The organism is Pseudomonas sp. KH_027, from assembly GCF_057838565.1.
The window spans coordinates 923,279-943,700 of sequence record NZ_CM174470.1 but is presented as its reverse complement, the minus strand read 5'-3'; the positions used below and the strand labels follow the sequence as shown (position 1 = coordinate 943,700).

General features: G+C 61.4%; 13 protein-coding genes, 1 other RNA gene and 5 pseudogenes. 13 read left to right on the top strand and 6 right to left on the bottom strand.

Annotated features, from left to right (window positions below; genetic code table 11):
• Positions 1-14: 14 nt before the first annotated feature.
• From lldD to AC3IYG_RS04315, 3 genes are all read left to right on the top strand, one after another.
• A complete protein-coding gene (gene lldD / locus AC3IYG_RS04325) occupies positions 15-1,160 on the top strand; it encodes an FMN-dependent L-lactate dehydrogenase LldD (protein WP_489312511.1) in 1,146 nt (381 codons plus the stop codon).
• Positions 1,161-1,229: 69 nt separating this feature from the next.
• Complete coding sequence (locus AC3IYG_RS04320) at positions 1,230-4,040, top strand: FAD-binding and (Fe-S)-binding domain-containing protein (protein WP_489312510.1); 2,811 nt, start codon at positions 1,230-1,232, stop codon at positions 4,038-4,040.
• Between the two features lie 125 nt (positions 4,041-4,165).
• On the top strand, positions 4,166-4,411 hold the full coding sequence (locus AC3IYG_RS04315; protein WP_489312509.1) for a hypothetical protein: 246 nt from the start codon (positions 4,166-4,168) through the stop codon (positions 4,409-4,411).
• A 15-nt stretch (positions 4,412-4,426) separates the two neighbouring features.
• On the opposite strand, the gene AC3IYG_RS04310 is transcribed toward AC3IYG_RS04315, so the two are convergent.
• Positions 4,427-7,342 carry a hybrid sensor histidine kinase/response regulator gene (locus AC3IYG_RS04310; RefSeq protein WP_489312508.1) on the bottom strand — a complete coding sequence of 972 codons (2,916 nt, stop codon included), beginning with the start codon at positions 7,340-7,342 and terminating at the stop codon, positions 4,427-4,429.
• 147 nt (positions 7,343-7,489) lie between these two features.
• Between AC3IYG_RS04310 and ssrA the strand changes: the two genes are divergently transcribed.
• Positions 7,490-7,877, top strand: a transfer-messenger RNA (tmRNA) gene (ssrA, locus tag AC3IYG_RS04305).
• A 184-nt stretch (positions 7,878-8,061) separates the two neighbouring features.
• Positions 8,062-8,316: pseudogene (locus AC3IYG_RS04300) on the top strand (integrase arm-type DNA-binding domain-containing protein); the annotation flags it as partial.
• 275 nt (positions 8,317-8,591) lie between these two features.
• Here AC3IYG_RS04300 and AC3IYG_RS04295 read toward each other — a convergent pair.
• Positions 8,592-8,914 (bottom strand): annotated as a pseudogene (locus AC3IYG_RS04295) (IS5/IS1182 family transposase); the annotation flags it as partial.
• Here AC3IYG_RS04295 and AC3IYG_RS04290 point away from each other — a divergent pair.
• Together AC3IYG_RS04290 and AC3IYG_RS04285 are read left to right on the top strand one after the other, a co-directional pair.
• Positions 8,910-9,164 (top strand): annotated as a pseudogene (locus AC3IYG_RS04290) (DNA polymerase II); the annotation flags it as partial. The pseudogenes AC3IYG_RS04295 and AC3IYG_RS04290 sit on opposite strands and share 5 nt — an antisense overlap.
• Before the next feature lie 45 nt (positions 9,165-9,209).
• Entirely contained in the window at positions 9,210-9,809 is a 600-nt protein-coding gene (locus AC3IYG_RS04285; RefSeq protein ID WP_489312506.1) for a Crp/Fnr family transcriptional regulator, read from the top strand.
• 1 nt (position 9,810) lies between these two features.
• Here the strand turns inward: AC3IYG_RS04285 and AC3IYG_RS04280 are convergent, their stop codons facing one another.
• A complete protein-coding gene (locus AC3IYG_RS04280) occupies positions 9,811-10,428 on the bottom strand; it encodes a 2-hydroxychromene-2-carboxylate isomerase (RefSeq protein WP_489312505.1) in 618 nt (205 codons plus the stop codon).
• Positions 10,425-12,155 (bottom strand): AMP-binding protein, encoded by a 1,731-nt coding sequence (locus AC3IYG_RS04275; RefSeq protein ID WP_489312504.1) that lies wholly within the window; start codon positions 12,153-12,155, stop codon positions 10,425-10,427. The genes AC3IYG_RS04280 and AC3IYG_RS04275 overlap by 4 nt, the downstream gene beginning before the upstream one ends.
• A 351-nt stretch (positions 12,156-12,506) precedes the next feature.
• On the opposite strand from AC3IYG_RS04275, the pseudogene AC3IYG_RS04270 reads away from it, so the two are divergent.
• From AC3IYG_RS04270 to AC3IYG_RS04245, 6 genes and pseudogenes are all read left to right on the top strand, one after another.
• A pseudogene (locus tag AC3IYG_RS04270) lies at positions 12,507-12,746 on the top strand (transposase); the annotation flags it as partial.
• Positions 12,747-12,935: 189 nt separating this feature from the next.
• Complete coding sequence (locus AC3IYG_RS04265; protein ID WP_489312503.1) at positions 12,936-13,247, top strand: hypothetical protein; 312 nt, start codon at positions 12,936-12,938, stop codon at positions 13,245-13,247.
• 169 nt (positions 13,248-13,416) lie between these two features.
• The gene (locus AC3IYG_RS04260) at positions 13,417-15,645 is read left to right on the top strand and encodes a putative bifunctional diguanylate cyclase/phosphodiesterase (RefSeq protein WP_489312502.1); all 2,229 of its coding nucleotides are present in this window, start codon (positions 13,417-13,419) and stop codon (positions 15,643-15,645) included.
• Between the two features lie 37 nt (positions 15,646-15,682).
• Positions 15,683-15,964, top strand: a pseudogene (locus AC3IYG_RS04255) (PAS domain-containing protein); the annotation flags it as partial.
• A 21-nt stretch (positions 15,965-15,985) separates the two neighbouring features.
• Complete coding sequence (locus tag AC3IYG_RS04250; RefSeq protein WP_489313835.1) at positions 15,986-17,266, top strand: methyl-accepting chemotaxis protein; 1,281 nt, start codon at positions 15,986-15,988, stop codon at positions 17,264-17,266.
• 124 nt (positions 17,267-17,390) lie between these two features.
• Positions 17,391-17,660 (top strand): hypothetical protein, encoded by a 270-nt coding sequence (locus AC3IYG_RS04245; protein WP_489312501.1) that lies wholly within the window; start codon positions 17,391-17,393, stop codon positions 17,658-17,660.
• Between the two features lie 88 nt (positions 17,661-17,748).
• Here AC3IYG_RS04245 and AC3IYG_RS04240 read toward each other — a convergent pair whose 3' ends face one another.
• A complete protein-coding gene (locus tag AC3IYG_RS04240) occupies positions 17,749-18,678 on the bottom strand; it encodes an RnfABCDGE type electron transport complex subunit D (RefSeq protein WP_489312499.1) in 930 nt (309 codons plus the stop codon).
• Positions 18,675-20,075 (bottom strand): electron transport complex subunit RsxC, encoded by a 1,401-nt coding sequence (gene rsxC, locus AC3IYG_RS04235; protein ID WP_489312498.1) that lies wholly within the window; start codon positions 20,073-20,075, stop codon positions 18,675-18,677. Before rsxC ends, AC3IYG_RS04240 begins: the two co-directional genes overlap by 4 nt.
• Positions 20,076-20,422: the final 347 nt, after the last annotated feature.

The window sequence follows — 20,422 nt, the reverse complement described above, 5'->3', positions numbered from 1 at the left end:
AACGGTATGAATCCATGATCATCTCTGCCTCTACCGACTATCGCGCCGCCGCGCAGCGCAAGCTGCCGCCCTTCCTGTTCCACTACATCGACGGCGGCGCCTACGCCGAATACACCTTGCGCCGTAATGTCGAGGACCTGGCAAGCATCGCCCTGCGCCAACGCGTGCTGCGCAATATGTCCGACCTGAGCCTGGAAACCCGCCTGTTCAATGAAACCCTGGCGATGCCCGTGGCACTGGCCCCGGTCGGCCTGACCGGCATGTACGCGCGCCGTGGCGAAGTCCAGGCGGCCAAGGCGGCGGCAGCCAAAGGGATTCCGTTCACCCTGTCGACCGTCTCGGTCTGCCCGATTGAAGAAGTGGCGCCAGCCATCGACCGGCCCATGTGGTTCCAGCTCTATGTGCTGAAAGACCGCGGTTTTATGAAAAGCGCCCTGGAGCGCGCCAAAGCCGCGGGCGTGACCACCTTGGTATTCACCGTGGACATGCCCGTACCGGGCGCCCGCTACCGCGACGCGCACTCCGGCATGAGCGGTCCGAATGCCTCCATTCGCCGTATGCTGCAAGCCATGACCCATCCAAGCTGGGCCTGGGATGTCGGTCTGCTCGGCCGCCCCCATGACCTCGGCAATATCTCCACCTACCGGGGCAACCCCACCGGTCTGGCGGACTACATTGGCTGGCTGGGCAATAACTTCGACCCGTCGATTTCCTGGAAAGACCTGGAGTGGATTCGCGACTTCTGGCAAGGACCGATGGTGATCAAGGGCATTCTCGACCCGGAAGATGCCAAGGACGCCGTGAAGTTCGGTGCCGACGGCATCGTGGTATCCAACCACGGCGGCCGCCAGCTCGACGGCGTACTTTCCAGCGCTCGCGCTCTGCCGGCCATCGCCGATGCAGTGAAAGGCGACCTGGCGATCCTCGCCGATTCGGGCATTCGCAATGGTCTGGATGTAGTGCGCATGATCGCCCTGGGCGCCGATACCGTGATGCTGGGCCGCGCCTTTATCTACGCGCTGGCGGCTGCAGGTGGCGCAGGTGTGACCAACTTGCTGGAGCTGATCGAGAAAGAAATGCGCGTGGCCATGGTGCTCACCGGCGCGAAATCCATCGCCGAAATCAGCGCCGACTCGCTGGTTCGCGAGCTGCATCAATAAGTAACGCAACATCGACAATAAGCCTGATGAGGCCGCCACAGCGGCCCGCGAAACGTTCCAGGAGTATGCATGAGCCTGCCCGCCGCCTTTCTCGGTGCTGTCGAACAGCTGATCCCGCGCGAGCGCCGCTTCGATGACCCGCTGTCGACCCTGGCCTTTGGCACCGACGCGAGCTTCTACCGGCTGATCCCCAAGCTGGTGCTGCGGGTCGAAGCCGAGGCGGAAGTCGTCGCGCTGCTCAGGCTGGCCCACGCCGAACAGGTGCCGGTAACCTTCCGCGCCGCCGGCACCAGCCTGTCCGGGCAGGCCATCAGCGACTCGGTGCTGATCGTCCTCGGCGACAACTGGAATGGCCGCGAGATTCGCCACGATGGCGCTCAGATCCGCCTGCAACCGGGCGTTATCGGCGCCCAGGCCAATGCCTGGCTCGCGCCATTCGGGCGCAAGATCGGCCCCGACCCGGCCTCGATCAACGCCTGCAAGATCGGCGGCATCGTCGCCAACAACGCCAGCGGCATGTGCTGCGGCACCGCGCAGAACACTTACCACACCCTGGCCGGCATGCGCCTGGTGCTGGCCGACGGCAGCACCGTGGACAGCGAAGACCCCTGCAGCGTCGTCGCCTTCCGCGCCAGCCATGCCCCCCTGCTGGAACGCCTCGCCGATCTGGGCCGCACCACCCGCGCCAACAGCGCACTGGCCGCGAAAATCCGCCACAAGTACCGGCTTAAAAATACCACCGGCCTGTCCCTCAATGCCCTGGTCGACTACGACGAACCGCTGGATATCCTCACCCACCTACTGGTTGGCTCCGAAGGCACCCTCGGCTTTATCAGCGCCGTGACCTACGACACGGTGCTCGATCACCCCCACAAGGCCTCGGCGCTGATCGTCTTCCCGGATGTGGAAAGCTGCTGCACCGCCGTTACCCTGCTGAAAAGCCAGCCGGTTTCCGCCGTGGAGCTGCTGGACCGCCGCAGCCTGCGTTCGGTGCAGGACAAACCGGGAATGCCGGCTTTCGTCCGCGAGTTGTCGGCCAATGCCTGCGCGCTGCTGATCGAATCGCGCGCGGCTTCGCCCTCCCTGCTGCAGGAACAGCTGGCGCTGATCATGGCCGCCCTCGCGCCCTTCCCGGTCGAGAAGCAGGTCGACTTCAGCACCGACCCGCTGATCTACAACCAGCTCTGGGCGATCCGCAAGGACACCTTCCCGGCCGTCGGCGCGGTGCGCCAGACTGGCACCACGGTGATCATCGAGGACGTCACCTTCCCGATCGAACACCTGGCCGCCGGCGTCAACCGTCTGCTCGCGCTGTTCGAGAAACACCGCTATGACGAGGCGATCCTGTTCGGCCACGCGCTGGAGGGCAACCTGCACTTCGTCTTCACCCAGGCCTTCGAAACGCCCGAGCAAGTCGCCCGCTACTCGGCCTTTATGGACGACGTCGCACAGTTGGTGGCAGTGGAGTTCGGCGGCTCGCTGAAAGCCGAGCACGGCACCGGCCGCAACATGGCGCCCTTCGTCGAACTGGAGTGGGGCAGCGACGCCTATCAACTGATGTGGCAGCTCAAACGCCTGCTCGACCCCCATGGCATCCTCAACCCGGATGTAGTGCTCAGTGCAGACACCGAAATCCATCTGAAGCATCTCAAACCGCTGCCGGCCGCCGACGAGATCGTCGACAAGTGCATCGAGTGCGGCTTCTGCGAGCCGGTCTGCCCGTCCAAGGGGCTGACGCTCAGCCCGCGCCAGCGCATCGTCATCTGGCGGGAGATTCAGGCGCAGAAACGCGCCGGCAACGACACCTCGGCCCTGGAGCGCGACTACCAGTACCAGGGCCTCGATACCTGCGCGGCCACCGGCCTGTGCGCCCAGCGCTGCCCGGTGGGGATCAATACCGGTGAGCTGGTGAAGAAGCTGCGCGGCCGCAGTGCCCGCCACGGCAAAACCGCAGACTGGCTGGCCGGTCATTTCAGCGCAGCACTGCAAGGCGCACGCGTAGCGCTGCACGTCGCCAATGGCGCACGGATGATGCTCGGCGCCCAGCGCCTGGCGCGGCTGTCCACGGCCTTGAGCAAAGCCTCAGCTGGCCGCATACCGCAATGGACAGCCGCCATGCCGCAACCTGAGCGTGCCGTACGTTTCAGTCCCGTGCCGGACGATCAGCGCCCGCGCGTGGTCTATCTGGCCGCCTGCGTATCACGGGTCATGGGCCCGGCCGCCAGCGACAGCGAGCAGATGTCACTGCTGGACAAGACTCGCGGCCTGCTGGAGAAAGCCGGCTACCACGTCGTTTTCCCAGACAACCAGGACAACCTCTGCTGCGGCCAGCCGTTCGCGTCCAAAGGCTACGCCGAACAGGCCGAACAGAAACGCCAGGAACTGCTCGGCGCCCTGCTGCACGCCAGTCGCGGCGGCCTCGACCCGATCTACTGCGACACCAGCCCCTGCACCTTGCGCCTGGTGCAGGGGCTGAGCGACACGCGGCTGGATCTCTACGACCCGGTGCGCTTCATCCGCACGCATCTGCTGGATAAGCTGGAGTTCGTGCCCCAGGATGAACCGATCGCCGTACACGTCACCTGCAGCACCCAGCATCTGGGTGAGAGCCAAGCCCTGATCGACCTCGCGCGCCGCTGCAGCACACGAGTGGTGATCCCCGAAGGTATCCACTGCTGCGGATTCGCCGGCGACAAGGGCTTCACCACGCCGGAGTTGAACGCCCACTCGCTGCGCAGCCTGAAAGACGCGGTGCAGCATTGCAGTGAAGGCATCTCCACCAGTCGCACCTGTGAAATCGGCCTGAGCCAGCACGGCGGCATCGACTATCACGGGCTGGTTTATCTGGTCGACCGGGTCACCAAATCCCGAGTGGTCTGAATCCTCGGTCCGCGCAACTCGCCCCGCGCAGGGCTGCTTGGGCTGGGGAACACATGACCGGCGGCCATCGGCACGCTGGATGGCTTCCTATACTGAGGGCGTCAGCCACACTCGGGAGACCTGCCATGCGCCGCCTTGCCCTGTTCCTCGCCGCCAGCCTGCTCTGCACCCCGCTCTGGGCGATGCATTGCCCGCAGGACATGGCGCAGATCGATGCCCTGCTCAAAAGCGACCCGCCCGTCGATCCAGAGGTACTGGCGCACGTGCAGAAGCTGCGCGCCGAAGGCGAAGCGCTGCACAAGGCTGGCGACCACAGCCAGTCGGTCAAAGTGCTCGGCGAAGCCCTGGACCTGCTGCAGGCCAGCGAGTAACGGCCAGGCGTTGACCTACAGCGCCTGACCGAGCATCGACAAGGCCAGCCGACGCACCTGCTGCAAATCAATCGGTTTGGTCACGCAGGCTTGGGCGCCACGCCTGCGTGCCTCGGCGAATATCGCCTCGTCGGCGGCGGCACTGACCACCAGCACCGGCACCTCACGCAAGCCCGGAGTGCTTCTGAGCATATCCAGCACCAGCAACCCATCGCCATCCGGCAGATCGAGATCAAGCAGCACCAAAGCCGGGGTGAAGGTATCCAGTTCCGCCAGGGCGCGTTGCACCGAGGCCACGCCGCGCACCTCGGCGAATTCGCGCAAGCCTTCCTGGAGCACCTTCAGGCACGCCGGGTGATCCTCGACACAGAGCACGGCGGCCAGTGCTTTCGACTCAGACTGGCTATCGGACTGTAGCTCGGCTGCCATGCCTTCGGGCGAGGCGGTGCTCGGAAGGTCGACCCAGAAGCGGCTGCCCACGCCCAGCACACTGTGAAAGCCAACTTCGCCACCCATCAGCTCCGCCAGTTCGCGGCTCAATACCAGACCGATGCCGGCACCCGGGGTATTCGAATTTTCCCAACCCAAACGCTGGAACGGCTGGAACAGCTGGGCCTGCTGCTGCTCGCTGAGCCCCGGGCCACTGTCATCGACCCACAGGCGCACGCAGTTCGAACGCACCTCATACCCCAAACTGACCAGACCTTGCGGGCTGTTGTACTTGATCGCGTTGGAAAGCAGGTTGAGCAGCACCTGGCGCACCCGCCGAATATCCGCCAGCACAAACAGCGGTGGCTCGGCAGCGGCCATGACCTGCAACTGCTGCCTGCGCTGCTGCGCCTCCGGCTGCACCAACTCGGCACAGCCGGCGAGCAGCGCGCCGACTTCGACCGCCTTGAGTTGCAGCTGCTGCCGCTGGCTCTCGATACTGGACAGGTCGAGAATGTCATCCACCAACGAAGTAAGGTGGCGGCTGGCATTGACGATTTCCCGCGCATAGTCAGCCTGCTGCTCGGCCCCAGGCTGCTCCTGCGCATCCAACTCGATCAGTTGGGCGAAGCCATAGATCGCATTCAGAGGTGTACGCAATTCATGGCTCATGCTGGAGAGAAACCGGCTCTTGGCCTGGCTCGCCGCCTGCGCCTCCAGGCTGGCGCGGCGCAGATCCTCCTGCACCTGCTTCAGATCGGTGATGTCGACATGGGTGCCAGCCACCCGCAACACCATCCCCTGCGCATCGCGCTCCAGCACCTTGCCACGGCTGAGCAGCCAGGCGTACTTGCCCTGCGAATCGGCGAAGCGGTATTGCGCATCGAAAGTGTCCTCGCCGCTGATGGCAAAGAGTTTGCGCAGGTGCCGCAGCCGATCCAGATCATCGGGGTGCACCCGTTGGTTGAACTCGCTGAATGTCAGGCACTCGCTGCGAAGGCCAAAACGCCGGACCGCACGCCCGCTGAGCCTGATCGTCAGGCTCTCGGCCTCGACCTCCCAGAGGCTTTCCGTCGTGCTTTCCAGCACCAGCTCGAGGTTACGCTGAGCCTTGAACCGCTCGATCTCGCTAGCCTGCAACTGAGCGCCGGTCTGCTGAACCGCCGTCGCCATACTGACCAACTCGTCGATCTGAGTCGTGGGCGCGGCGGGCTGATAATCACCCTGCCCGAGGCGGCGCATCATCGCCACCACCCCCGCAAGCGGCTGTGCCAACTCCGCGCTGAGGCGCCGTGAGCGACGCCACATCCAAGCGAAAAACAACAGGTAGAAGCACAACAACCCACCGATCATCAGGTAGCCGATCTGCCAGTAGCGCTCGGCCAGGCTATTGGTTTCACGAAAAATATTCGCCTCATCCACCACCAACAGCAGGCGCCAGCCGGTTTGCGGAATTTCACTCCACGCCACCAGCTGCTTACGCCCACCCAGCAGCACCTCCTGCACACTGCCCTGGCCCGCCGCCATCGCCTGCACCAGCGGCTGCAAATCACGCCGCTTGCTCAGGTTGAAGTCATCCGGCTTCAGCACTTCGCGGCGTACCGCCTCCTCGTAGCTGTACTGGGTCAGCTCGCTCAGCCCGAAGTCCCGCTCACCGGCTTCCGGCAAGGCAATGATCGCGTTATCGCGACCGACCAGCATCGCGTACCCCTGCCAAGGCACCTGCAGAGTGCCGATCTCGGCAAGCATCTGGCCGACGGTGATATCCAGCCCCACCACGCCCTCGAGAAAGTTATCCCGGTAGACCGGCGCCACCGCGGACATCATCCAGCCCTGCCCAGCCGGATCGAGGTACACATCGGTCCAGGCAACCTTGCGCGCCGGATTGTGCTGCGCGTCGGCCAAGTAATAGAAGTTGTAATTGGGTATCACCATGTCGTGCGGATAGAGCTCGGGCGTCATGAAGAAGGGATAGATGCGGTTATAACTGTCCCAACTGTTGAAATAGACCGCCGAGACCAGCGGGTTGGCGCTGCGGATCGAACTCATCAGCGGATCGATCTGCGACAGGCGCAAGGCCTTGGCGTGATCCTGCAGCGCCACCGGCGTGCTATTGGCATAGAAAGACGCCGCCCGCCCATCATCGCTACGGCTGTAGAACACGCCATCGGCACTTATCGCATGCCGGGTCCGCTCCAGCACATCCGCCTGGTAAGCCAAATCGCCCAGCGCCCGAGCCGTCTCGGCCCGATAGATCTGCACCTGAGCCTCGATACCCTGCAGGTGGCTATCGATGATCTGCCCCTCACGCTGCACGGCCCCGGCCAGGTCCTGCACGGCGCTCTGCTGCAGATAATCCAACTGCGAATCACGGATGGCGTTATTGCTCAGCAGGTACACCGCAATCAACACCGATTCAACCAATATCAGCGGGATCAGCGCGCTTTGCACAAAGGCGCGCCAGATCCACTGGCTCAAGGGATAACGCGACGGACGCGACATGGCGACGACTCTTAGAGGTTGCGGCGATAACCGACAGATTCGTCATGATATCGCCAGTTGGCAACATAACCTTAGCTAACAGCGAGTCGACGCATGGGAACCTTTGCCGTACACTGACCGTCCCAACTGTGTAACCACAGTGGTTTTGGGGCCGATTAGGATTCGACGCCGGTTGCGAAACTTTAGGGGCATGCCGAGTTGGTAACAGAACTCGTAAATAAACTGTTGCAAAACTCTATAATTGCCAATGATGACAATTACGGTGCTCAACTAGCTGCGTAAGCAGCCTAGTCGCACTTCTGGTAGCTTCGGCTCCAGCAATCATTAGGGGATGTCTGTAAACCCGAAATGATTGTCATATAGAACAGAATCGCCGCGTAGTACGTTGTGGACGTAACGGCTAAACATTACACAACTCGCCCAAAGCACCCTGCCCGTCGGGCGGCCAAGGGTTAACTCAGTAGACACGGCTAAGCATGTAGAACCAACAGCGGAGTACTGGCGGACGGGGGTTCAAATCCCCCCGGCTCCACCATTTATACATCTAAAGACGTCCACGGGCGTCTTTTTTTGTGCCTGAAACCCAGTAAATACGGGGCTTTCAGTGCCATCAGCGTTCGCGAGCGTCCAGCAAGATCCGTGTCTTTCGGTATTCCAAGCGGTATTCCAAGCCGCCTGCTGGTAATTTTTGGAATACCAAACGCCTTCTTGGAATACCAATGTGCGCTCAAGCCACCCGCCTCTCTGAACTCAAAATCAAAGCTGCCAAGCCCAAAGATAAGGATTACGTCCTGAGCGATGGCGACGGCCTTCAACTGCGAGTGAGAATCAATGGCCCTACGCTATGGAACTTCAACTACCGCCACCCGGCAACCAAGAAGCGCGTCAACATGGGGCTTGGCGCATATCCTGAGCTCTCTCTGGCACAAGCTAGAAAAAAGACAGTTGAGGCTAGGGAGCTGCTTGCCCTAGGGGGCAGCAGATGGTCGGCAAATGACGACGTTGCAGGTTGAGCGAAACGCTGTGTGCAACGGACATACAACAGATGACGACGGGTTCCAGGGGCGAGATTGAACGGACTTGACCACACACCAAAGTGACGACAGGCAGCTATCGGATGTGGATTCAACCGGTCGATGCAACACACTAAGCCAGCACGCTAGGCCGGCCAGATGATTCTCAGATTGGGAATCATAGGGGGGGCAGACCACGATTTCTGATCGAGCAGAAAGCGTGGTCTGTCCCCTATTGTTTCGGGTGTATCAAGCTCGGGCTGCCGGACAAGTGCGGCCTCGTCATCCAGCGCTTCGAGGTACTCCCGCACGGCGCGCGTGCTGAGTGCTGGATCGCGCCAGTTGACCTCTTCATCCCCCGCAACACCGTGCTGCCAGCTGCTTCCGCCTTGATGACGCTGGCGTCGAAGGCGAATCCCTCACCCTTGACCAGGTCGGCGGCCATGCAGCGCCTCAGCACCTCATTGAACAGCCAGCGAAACAGGCCGCTGTCGCGGAAGCGACCATGGCGATTCGTCGAGAATGTCGAGTGAGTAGGTACTTCATCTTCCAGGCCCACCCATGTGCGAGCGGCGCGCATCGCTGACGAGTACAACGACTGCCAAAGCCGACCGCGCCAGTAACAGAGCGGCGGCAAGGTTAGCTACGTGATGACAGTCGCGGGGCTGGAACCGCTGGAAGCACGGCGCGCACCGATCGACTACGACCATTACGTGACGCGCCAACTGCAACCCGTGGCGGACGCCATACTGCCGTTCGTGCATGATGACTTCAGCGCGCTGGTCGACGGGCAGCTTGGCTTGTTCTGAGTCTGCCTCCATCGCGCATCCTGCTCCGGAGCCATGACAAGAACCGTGAAAAGCCCGATCGACGCGAACTCTCTGGACCTGCTCAGGGCAGTCTTCTGCCGTTATGGCGTGAACGAACCCGAGCTCTGGGAGCACCTGACCCAAGTGGCCGTGTTGCGCGACTATGCCCGCGACCAGCCGATCATCCGCGCCGGCGAAACCCCTACGCACTTCTTTGTGATTCTCTGCGGCCTGGCCCGTTACTACTATTCATCGCCGGAAGGCAAACAGTGGAACAAGGCCTTTTTCCACGAAGGCGAGGCGATCGGCTCGCTCAGCGCCTATCTGAAACAGCAGCCCTGCACCTACAGCATCGAGGCGATGGAGCAGAGCCGGCTGGTGGCCGTGCCGCTGCATACCCTGACCCGCCAGCGCGAGCGCTTTGCGCAGTTGCAGGGGATGCTCGACAAAGTCACCCGGGAAATCATGCTGCGCAACGAAACCCGCGAGGCGCTGCTGCTCACCTGCAACAGCGAGGAGCGCTATCGCTGGCTGCTGGAGCACGAAACTTGGCTGCTAGCGCGCGTGCCGCAGTACCAGTTGGCCAGTTATCTGAGCATGGACGCGGTGTCCTTCTCGCGGATCAAGCGCAAGCTGGGTGACTGAATCAGCCCTGCTGTGCGCCCGCCTTGGGCCAGGCACCGTGAGCCAGCCAATGTTCGAGCATCCACAGGCGGTCGCTGCCCCAGATCAATTGCCCGTCGACCACGAAGCTCGGCGCACCGAACACCCCGCGTTCGAGCGACGCGCTGACTGAGTCCCTGAGCGCCTGCTTGATCGTCTGGCTTTCGATGGCAGCGCACAATTCCCTGCCGTCCAGGCCCTGTTCCCCGGCCAGCTCAGCCAACACTGCAGGGTTACCGATATCGCGATCCTCCTGGAAATAGGCGCAGTACAGGTGCTTGGCGAAGTCGGCGGCCTGCTCCGGCCAGTGCTGCTTGACCCAACAAAAGGCCCGCGCCGGCGGCAAGGGGTCGATCAGCTGTGAGGGCATGCTGAACGGGATGCCATAAAGCGCCGCCAAACGCGGCACGTCGTGGCGGATGTACTCGCCCTTGAGCGGTGTTTCCAGCAGCGGCTTAAGGCCCATCACCTTCACAACCGAGATGCCGAGCAGAATGGTGTGCCACGCCACCGGCCGCTGGTAGCGTTCGGCGAGCCGCTCGACCTGCATGGCTGCGAAGTAGCCATAGGGCGAGAAGAAATCGAAGTAGAAGTCGATCACAGGGTCGCCTCCTTCGGCGTCTGAACGCGCAGGCCAAGACGCTCGGCCTGCTCGGTACACCAGGTTAGATGCCCGACTGGCACTCCATCGAGGTTGAGCAACAGGCTGCCATCGGCCTGCTGACTCACCTCGATGGCGAGCTGGCCGCAACGCGGAGCCGCGCGTTCGCCATAGGCGCAGGCCGCCGCCAGCTCCCGTAGGCGCTGCTTGAAGATCTTGCCCACCGCCGTGACCGGCAGGGCTTCGACCAGGAAAATCCGTTTCGGGCAGGCCGGGCGTTCAGCGATGTGCTCAAAGGCGTACTGCTGCAGTTCATCAACGCTGACCTGGCTGCCCTGGCGCAGTTGCACGAAGGCCACCGGTAGCTCGCCGGCATATTCATCGGGCATGCCGACCGCGGCGGCCAGCAACACCGCTGGGTGCGACTCCAGGCAGTTCTCGATCAGCGCCGGGTCGATGTTGTGGCCGCTGCGGATGATCAGATCCTTGGCCCGGCCGGTGATGAACAGGTTGCCCTGCTCGTCCAGATGTCCCAGGTCGCCGGTGCGCAGCCAGCCATTCTCGAGAGGAGCCGTGCTCTGCCCCAGGTAACCGGGGAACACCGTCGGGCCTCGTACGCAGATCTCGCCGCCGCTGGCGATGCGCACTTCCACCTCGCCACTGACATGCCCGGCGCTGCCGGGAATCGAGGGCCGCTGCAGATTCGGCAGAGCGATGACGCCGGCGCACTCAGTCATGCCATAGGCCTGGTACAGACTCAGCCCGGTCGCTGTGCGGACTTGCTCGCAGAGCGCCGCAGGCACCGGCGCGCCGCCCGAGAGCATAAAGCGCAGTGAGCCGATGTCGTGGCCATCCAAAGGCACCTCGAGCATCGCGGCGACCGAGGTCGGGATGCCGCCGCTGATGGTGATGCCGTACTGTTCGACCAGCCGCCAGTGCTGGCGGATCACCTCGGGATTGCGGAAGCCGGCGAGTGTCGGCAACAGCATCTGCAAGCCGCTGGCTAGCCCGCCCAGGCTGTTCACCAAAGCTCCGGCGACGTGGAAGATCGGTAGGCCATTGAGCGCTACATCGCTGGGGCCAGTTGCCATGCAACGCACGTAAGCGTGCGCCGCCGCCACCTGGTTGGCATGGGTATGGCAGGCCAGCTTGGGCACCCCGGTGGTGCCGCCAGTATGGAAGTAGGCGGCGATGTCGTCGGCCTGCGGCTGCAACTCGGCCTCCAGCTCGGCGGCGCTGTAGTGCTCGAGCAACGCATCGAAGCAGTACTCGCCCGCTTTCGTCAGGACCGATACGCACTTGGGCTTGTGCGGCAGACGCTGGGCCACGCTGAGGGCCTTCTGCCAAAGGTCGGAGCCTGGCAGCGGTCCGAGTACGAAGATCAGCTCGGTCTGCGCCTTGAGCATCAAGTTGTACAGGGCATCCTCGTTGAGCAGCGGATTGAGCGGGTTGGCGATGCCGACGCTGGCGGCGGCCCAAAGCAGGTACTGGCTCTGCGGAATGTTCGGCAGTAACAGCGAGACCACCGGCTTGCGGCTGCCGGCCAGGTCCAGGATCAGGCGTGCCGTGCGGTTCACGTTGGCCAGCAACTCGGCATAGCTCACCTGCTGCTCGTCGAGCGGCGTCAGGCTGTTGAGGTAGATCAGGGCGAGCTGCTTGGCATGGGTAGCCGCTGAGGCTTGGAGGAGTTCGTAGACGGTTTTCGCACTAAGGGTGGACGTGGACATGGCGGACTCCTGCGGGCTGCGTTTTTTTGCAGATTCTGGACAGGCCGTGCGGGAGGCGGCATTAACAATTGTTAAGAGCGCTTTGGCGAGTGGGTAGGACGCACCAATACTCGCGAATCACCTCTGGTTTCGTTGACGTGCTGAAGGTCTGCTCCGGATCCAGGCTGTGTAAAAACGCCCTGAGCGATCGACTCGGCAGAAAACCGATCTCCTGTAATAACGTGAGTCTGACCACAATCTCCGTGTTTCCCTAAATTTTGCACCCCGACACATAGACGCCCACTCAACCCCGCGCTATCTCCGTTAGCGTTGTATCGGGGAGGTGTGTTGGTCGAACGGCTACGATGCAGACCGGTACTCGAGGCGATGCAGAGTCGCCTTGATCAAGCGCCAGAAATGATGCGGATCCGACGCCAAACGGTTGAGCATCCCTTCGGCACATTGAAGTCCTGGATGGGGGGCACGCACTTCATCACTAGAACCCTCGACCGAGTGAGCACCGAGATGAGCCTGCATGTACTCGCCTACAACTTCAAACGCGTGCTACAGCTGTTGGGCAGTGATGCCTTGATGGCGGCGGTGAAGGCCTGAGGCCTTTTTAGCGGTGCGATAAGTACATCTGGCAGGTGGCGTCTATTCACATCCCTAGCGCTGAGCGTCACATGACTGACCTGTCGGCAGGAGAAAAATATATAAGCTCGGCGTCAACGTTGATTTGAATCAAAATGAGTGACAGGCGGTAGTGTAAAAAGCGCATCAGACTTTGTAGGGATATAGTCGATGCGCGAGTCCAACCTGAAAACCCGGATTGTATGCAACGATCGTGAACTTGCCGACGAACTGCGCCACCAGTTGGTTCTCGTAGCACCAGATTGCGAGGTACTCAGCGCGCCGAGTGATTGCAGTGCGGCGCCTCTTTGCCGCTGGCTCGGTGAAGCACAATTAGGGCCTGCTGGGTGGGTACATGCCGCCTTGGTCGAGGCCACCGAGGTTCTGGAGCAGACTCGACACTCCTTCAAATCCCGCGAATTAGGGCAGCTGCGGCAGCGCTTGAATGAATTGCTGGATAAGTTGTCAGGCAATCCAGAATGATGTAAATATGACATCAGTAGGTTCCGCTCAATGCGGGAACCGGCTTTGCCGAGCAGGACAACGGGCCTGAAAGACGAAGCGCCGTGACACCAGTTCTTGACCAGAACTCGTGTCACGGCGTTTTTTTTTGTCAACAAAAAAGCATCTGTACAAAAACAGGGGCGTGAGAATGAAGGTGACAAAAGATCTGGCGGAGTTGCTCAGGCGTATCCGTCTCGATCACGAGGAGATCGTCGAACGCTTCCTCTTTCTCGACTGGAGTGCCGAAGATGCCGAGCGACTCAGCACAGCAGCTCAGCGCATGGCCCCCGCTCAGCAGACTTTCGTCGATCATTTGTACCGTCACTTGGCGAAATTCCCCACGCCGTCTGCGCTACTTCGCGCACCGGAGGTCATCGACCGACTGAAGCACAGCCAGGCCGAGTACTACCAGTGTTTATGGGGCGGCCCCTACGATGACGACTACGTCAACGGCCGTCTGCGCATCGGTGTGATCCACCAACAGGTCGGCCTGGAATTGAAGTGGTATTTAGGCGCCTATCGTCTGTACCTCGACGACATGCTTGCAAGCGTATTCGGCGACAACGACAACGCCACTCTCTACTCAAGTCTGTTGAAAGCGGTGTTCTTCGACATGACCTTGGCCATCGACACCTACAGTGCGGCACAGCACAAGGCGCTGGAGGACAGCGAGGCGCGCTTCGCCCGTGCTCTGCGTGGTGCCAACGACGGACTCTGGGATTGGCATGTCGATCAGGATCGACTGTATGTTTCAGAGCGCTGGGCAGGCATGCTCGGCCTCAGCCGCGATAGCATCGGCGAGAGCAGTGCCAGTTGGTTCGGTCGCGTGCATCCGGACGACCTGCCGGACTTTCGCCAGGCCATCGATGCCCACTTGCAAGGGCAGACATCGTCTGTCCACCATGAGTACCGCATCCGCCAAAGCAACGGTGGCTATACATGGGTACTCGTGCGTGGGGTCGCCGAAGCAACGACACCGGGTCAACTGCGCATGGCCGGCTCACAGTCCGATATCAGTGCACGCAAGGACGCCGAGCAGCGCCTCAAACATGCCGCCCACCATGACCCGCTGACCGGTCTGGCCAACCGTATGCGCCTTGACGAGCAAATGCAGAAAACTCTAGTGGAAAAGCGCAAGGGAGGTACCCAGGAGGCGCTGCTGTTCATCGATCTCGATCGCTTCAAGTTGATCAACGATAGCCTCGGCCACACTGTTGGCGATCGCGTTTTGGTAGAAGTGGCGCAGCGTTTGAGAGACTCTCTGCGCCCTGGTGATCAGCTTTTCCGCTTCGGCGGGGACGAATTCATCGTACTGCTTCATGATCTCACCTGCGGCCGCGACGCCGAGCGAGTATCCCAACGCATTCTCGACAATCTGCATCAACCGCTGCATGTGGACGATCGTACATTGGTAGTCAGTGCGAGCATCGGTATCGCCCCGTTGCAAGACGACGGTAAAACGCTGGATGCCTTGCAGGCCGCCGACCTTGCCCTCTACAGCGCCAAGTCTGCCGGCAAGGCGCGGTTCGCCCACTACAGCGAAGCGTTGCAAGACACCGCACAGCACCATCTTGAACTGGAATCCGCGCTGGGCCAGGCGTTGCAGCACGATGAATTCGAACTGCACTACCAACCGATCTATCGTCTTGACCAGGGAGCGCCCCTCGTGTCCGGGGTCGAAGCGCTGTTACGGTGGCGCCATGGTGAACGCCTGATCTCACCACTGGAGTTCATTCCTGCGCTGGAGGAGTCGGGGGAAATCATCCGCGTCGGCGAATGGGTATTGCGCCAGGCTTGCCAGCAGACCCGCCTCTGGCAACTGGCCGGACATGACCATCTGCGCTGTTCGGTGAACATCTCCAGCATCCAACTGCAACAAGTCGACTTCACCCTCCGGCTAATCGACATCCTGCAAGAAAGCGACCTGCCACCAGCCAGCCTGATCCTGGAGATTACTGAAAGCTACCTGATGCATGACGACACGGGCACCTTGGTCTGCTTGAACGAGTTGGCCAGCCTTGGCGTGTTGTTGGCGCTGGACGATTTTGGCACCGGTTACTCCTCTCTTGGTTATCTCACACGCTTTCCGCTGCACATCCTCAAGCTGGATAAAAGTTTCATCGGCGGCATCCCGCATGACAACAAACAGCGCGCGATCAGCCAGGCGATCATTGCCCTCGGCCGTACCCTTGGCCTGGAAGTAGTGGCCGAGGGCATCGAGAGCCCGGCACAACTCGACTTTGCCGTCAGTGAGGGCTGCCAATACGCCCAGGGTTACTGGTTTAGCCGGCCACGACCTGCCGCGCAGATGCAACGGTTGTTAAGCGGGGAAGACTGTTTCGAGGGGCATTGGTGCCCATTGCAGCAAGCACGGTAGGCACCCAGCGGTTATCCATCAGTTCAGGATGTAAATAATGAAAGTCAATCTTCCGGTCAGTGGTTGTGCAGTCGAGTTCAGCGCCAATTCGAACATTCTTTCAACAACCAATCCCAAGGGTGCCATCACTTACGTCAATCCAGATTTCATCAATATTAGCGGCTTCAGCGAGGCCGAGTTGCTCGGCGTCAATCACAATATCGTGCGCCACCCGGATATGCCGCCGGAGGCTTTCGCGCACATGTGGCAGACCCTCAAGGCCGGGCGCTCGTGGATGGGCCTTGTAAAAAATCGCTGTAAAAACGGCGACCACTACTGGGTCAGCGCCTACGCCACGCCGATGCTGCGCAATGGTGAAGTAGTGGAATACCAATCGGTTCGCACGCTCCCACCGAAAGAAATGGTAAAGTCCGCCGAGCATCTCTATGCACAGTTGCTCAGCGGTAAAAAAAAACGCTGCCTGCGCCCTCCGCGACTGTCCGTCGGTATGCGCTTGGCGCTTGCTAGCACTGGGCTGAACCTGCTCGGCTTTACCGCCTTATGCTGGGTTAGCACCCTTTCCTGGAACCATGCGGTCATCGCTGCGCCGCTATTCAGTTTGCTGCTCGGCGGCGTGCTGCGCTACAGCTTGCGCCCCCTCGATGCCCTTGCTCGCAAAGCCAGAAGTATCGCCGATAACCCGCTAAGCCAGATTCTATACAGCGGACGCCGAGACCAGTTTGGACAAATCGATTTCACCCTGCGAATGCTCGACGCCGAGACTCGGGCAGTAGTCGGACGCATTGCCGACTCGGCCCGTCAGTTGAACAAAGAAGCCGACGAGCTAGTCGCCGCAGTGGACAAAAACAACTGCGCGACCCTACAACAGCAAGTTGAAACTGCCCAGGTAGCCAGCGCCATCACCCAGATGGCCAGCAGTGTGCAGGAAGTGGCGCGCAATGCTCAGCTCACCGCCGGCACCGCGAGCTTGGCCGATCAAGAAACCGACCGAGGTCGACAACTGGTCGAGCAAACCCGCCAGCACATCGACAGCCTCGCCAGCGAGGTGCAACAGACCAGCACGGTGATTCACCAATTGGAGTTGCATGGCCAAGAAATCAACCGTGTATTGGAGGTAATCCAGGGCATCGCCGAACAGACAAACCTGCTCGCCCTCAACGCAGCAATCGAGGCCGCTCGCGCAGGCGAGGCTGGACGCGGTTTCGCAGTGGTCGCCGACGAGGTGCGCGGGCTGGCTTCGCGCACCCAGCGTTCCACCGCAGAAATCCAGGGCACCATCGATACTTTACGGCGCTCCACTGGGGATGCTGTGGCTGCGATGCAACGCAGTCACAGTAAGGCCGAAGCCAGTGTTGAACAGGCACTGCTCGCCGCCCAGGCGCTGGATGGGATCACCCAGCGAGTCGGTGAAATAAGCGACATGAGTGTGCAAATAGCCGCCGCCGTAGAGGAGCAGAGCGCGGTGGGTGACAGTATCCAGTGCAACCTAAACGGTATCAGTCAAGCCACCCAAAGTAATGTGCTTGCCAGCAGCCAGAGCAGCACGACTGCTGCCCATGTCGCCAAACTGGCCGAGCGCCTTCAACTGCTATCGGCGCAATTCTGGGGGTCGTCAACGTAATGACTGACGGGATGGGGCTGAAAGTTTTGAGGCGGCTGGATGCTCGTGGGGGCAGGCGTATTTGATTGAGCAAACGGGTTCTGTCCGAGTCTAGTTATTGGGCTCTATAAGCTCGCAGCTAGCGATGAGGGTTCATGGAGGGTTCGGTGAAGATTCTGGCCGGATTCTGCCTTCTGCCAACGGCAACTGTGGGTCCAGGCTGTGTGAAAACAGCCTGGGACGAAACCTGACTGCGGAACTCGTCGCTCGCGTTGAGCGTTTTGAGCCCGATCCTGGACCCGAACCGGGCACGACCGAACACACCAAAGCAGAGTTTGATGCAATGCTGGAGGCACTTTTGTTTGAATACAAACCGGAAGAGCTTTGGATCTTTGCTTATGGCTCACTGATATGAATCCGGAGTTCGATTTTTTGGAGAGCCGTAACGCCACCGCCTATTCTGGTGTGCCTCCTAGTCGTTTCAGTACAGGGCGTCCGCTGTATCAGGGGCGTTGTATGCTCAGCACCAGCCGATCGATCTGCGGCACCAGCAGGTTGGCGGCTAACACGGCGAAGCAGAGACCATCGGCATAAAGCCCGAATTCGCGAATCAATTCGGTCAGCGCGCCAATGATCGCGCCGAACAGGACGCGGCCGGCAAGCGTATCGGGACTGGTGACCGGATCGGTTGCGATGAAAAAGGCGGTGAACAGAAAACCGCCGAGACTGAGGCTGTACAGGCTTTCCTGTGGGCTATGGCCGGTTGCCAGGGACAGCACTGCGGCGCTGGCGAGCATCGCCAGCGGAATCTCGATTCGGATTACCTTCAATAGAACCAGCAGTAAGCCGCCGGCTACATAGCCGAACCCCGACAGATTGGGGGTGACCGGTGTGAACTGGTTCAGGGCCAGCTGTGTGGCGCCGGCGAACGCATCGAATGCGAGGCGGGGCGCCAGTTGCAACTGCTGCAGAAGCACCTGCTCTGCGTTCAGGACGAGCGTCCAGGGGGCCTGGGTCGATGGAGCGGGATACAGCAGTTGGTAGAAACAGATGGCGATGATCCCCAGGCCAACCATGGCGGGGTTGAGTCGGTTGCGGCCCAGGCCTCCACTGCCGTGTTTACACAGTACGACGGCGGCAAAGCAGGCCAGCGCGATCATCCACAGCGGCACCAACAGCGGCAGTGCCCGAGCCAGAATCAGGCCTAACACCAGCCAGCTCAGGTCGCCCAGTCCCGCACGCACATCACATCCGCGCAGGCGCAGCACAGCGGCTTCGAACGCCAAGGTCAGCAGCAGGCACCAGAAGGTCTGCAGCCAGACCACAATGCCGAATTGCCAGGCATACAGTGCGGTGCCCGGTAGCAGGCACAGGCTGACCGCCAGCATCAGCGTTCTGAGCCGGTGCGGGATGGGACGGCGGATCAGGCTCATGGGCGCAGCTCCGTCTTGCTCTGGCGAAAGCGCTCGCGCAGCGGCAGATTGCTGGGGCAGGTGCTGCTGCAGCTGCCGCACTCGATGCAGGCATCCAGCCGCAGTGTCTGCAATGTAGCGTGGTCATTGCGCTCAGCCGCGGAATAGAGATCCAGCGGTCTTAGCGACATCGGGCAGACATCTACGCAGCGTGTACAGCGGATGCAACTGCCCGCAGGTTTGGCTGCCGGCAGGTAGCGCTCGGCGCCAAAAATCAGGCAACTGCTGGTCTTGCTGATAACCGCGGCGGGATTCGGTAGCGGGCTGCCCATCATTGGGCCGCCGACCTGGGTCAGACGGCCCGCGAGATCGGCACCGGCAATTTTGCGCAGTTCACTGACTGGATAGCCAAGCGGGACCTCGACATTCCCGGGGTTCTCACAGGCCCCGGTCAGCGTCAGCACGCGTGATATCAGCGGTTCGGCGTGGAAGATGGCGCGTCCCAGTGCGTAAAGCGTCGCGACATTCAGCGCCAGCACTCCGATCTCGGCGGGCCGGGTCCCCGGCGCCAGGTTGCGGCCGCTAAGGCTCTTGATCATCAGCGGTTGGCCCCCAGCCGGGTAACGCGCCGGTAGCGGACAGATATCGACCCGGGTACGCGCTTGGCGGGAGGCGGCACGCAACGAGGCCATCGCCACAGGTTTGTTGGTTTCGATACCGAAGCGGGTCTGCGCTATGCCCAGCAGAGTGGCGAGATAGTCGGCAGTCTCGATCAGCGCCTCGGCGCGTTCGCGCATGAGACGGTCATCGCAGGTCAGGAAGGGTTCACATTCGGCACCGTTGATCAGCAGGAGGTCGGGCTGCTGGGCGCCGGCCAGCTTGAGGGCCGTCGGGAAACCCGCCCCACCCAGTCCAACTATGCCCATCTGCAAAGCCCGTTCGACCAGCGCCTCGGGCGTTTTTGGGGGGGCCAGAACGGGGCGTTCGATCCACTCATCCAGACTGTCTGCGTTCAGGATAACGGCCATAACCGGCTCGGCTGAGTCGGCCGCGAAGGCGAGTCCGATCTGTTCCACGGTGCCGGAGGTGCTGGCATGCACCCACGGGGTGTTGCCATCGCCGATGCCGATCACCTCGCCCTTGCGCACATGCTGCCCCGGCTGCACGCAGGGCTGGGCGCATCTGCGACCCCGCTCGAGCGGGATCGCCAGCTGTATGTGTCCGACCGAGACCGGAGCAATCGGCTTGGAGTTGGATAACTGCTTGTAGCCTTTGAGCTTGAGTCCGCCGTGCCAGCGGCGCTGTGTGGGCGTGGCGATGGCGAGCAGGCGGCGCCAGAAGGTTTTCGGTTGCGACCTGCATTGGGCTCGGAGAGGAAGCGGCATGCGCTCGACGCTCTGAAATGGATGGTTAGACACGTTCTGTCCTCCAATTTTTGGACATAAAACACCCCCGTGCGGTAACGCACATAAGAGGGTTTTGCTTCCGGGTCGTTGAGGGAAAAGCGAGGTAGGACACTCGATCACTCACGGGGCTCAGAGTGCCGAATGGATGGATTGTTCATTTTTTGATCTATTTTACTGATAAACGGCAGGCCAAGTGCCGGCCTGCGTGGCGATCGACAGGAGCACTGCGAGGCATCGCCGTGTGGCCAGAGACCGTGGTCCGGGTTGTCGCCCGTGGTGTTTCGCAGACCTTCCCTAGGCGCACCGCCACGTTTTGACTGGGCGGGGTTCATGGAGCGCTTACTTCTGAACAAGACGGA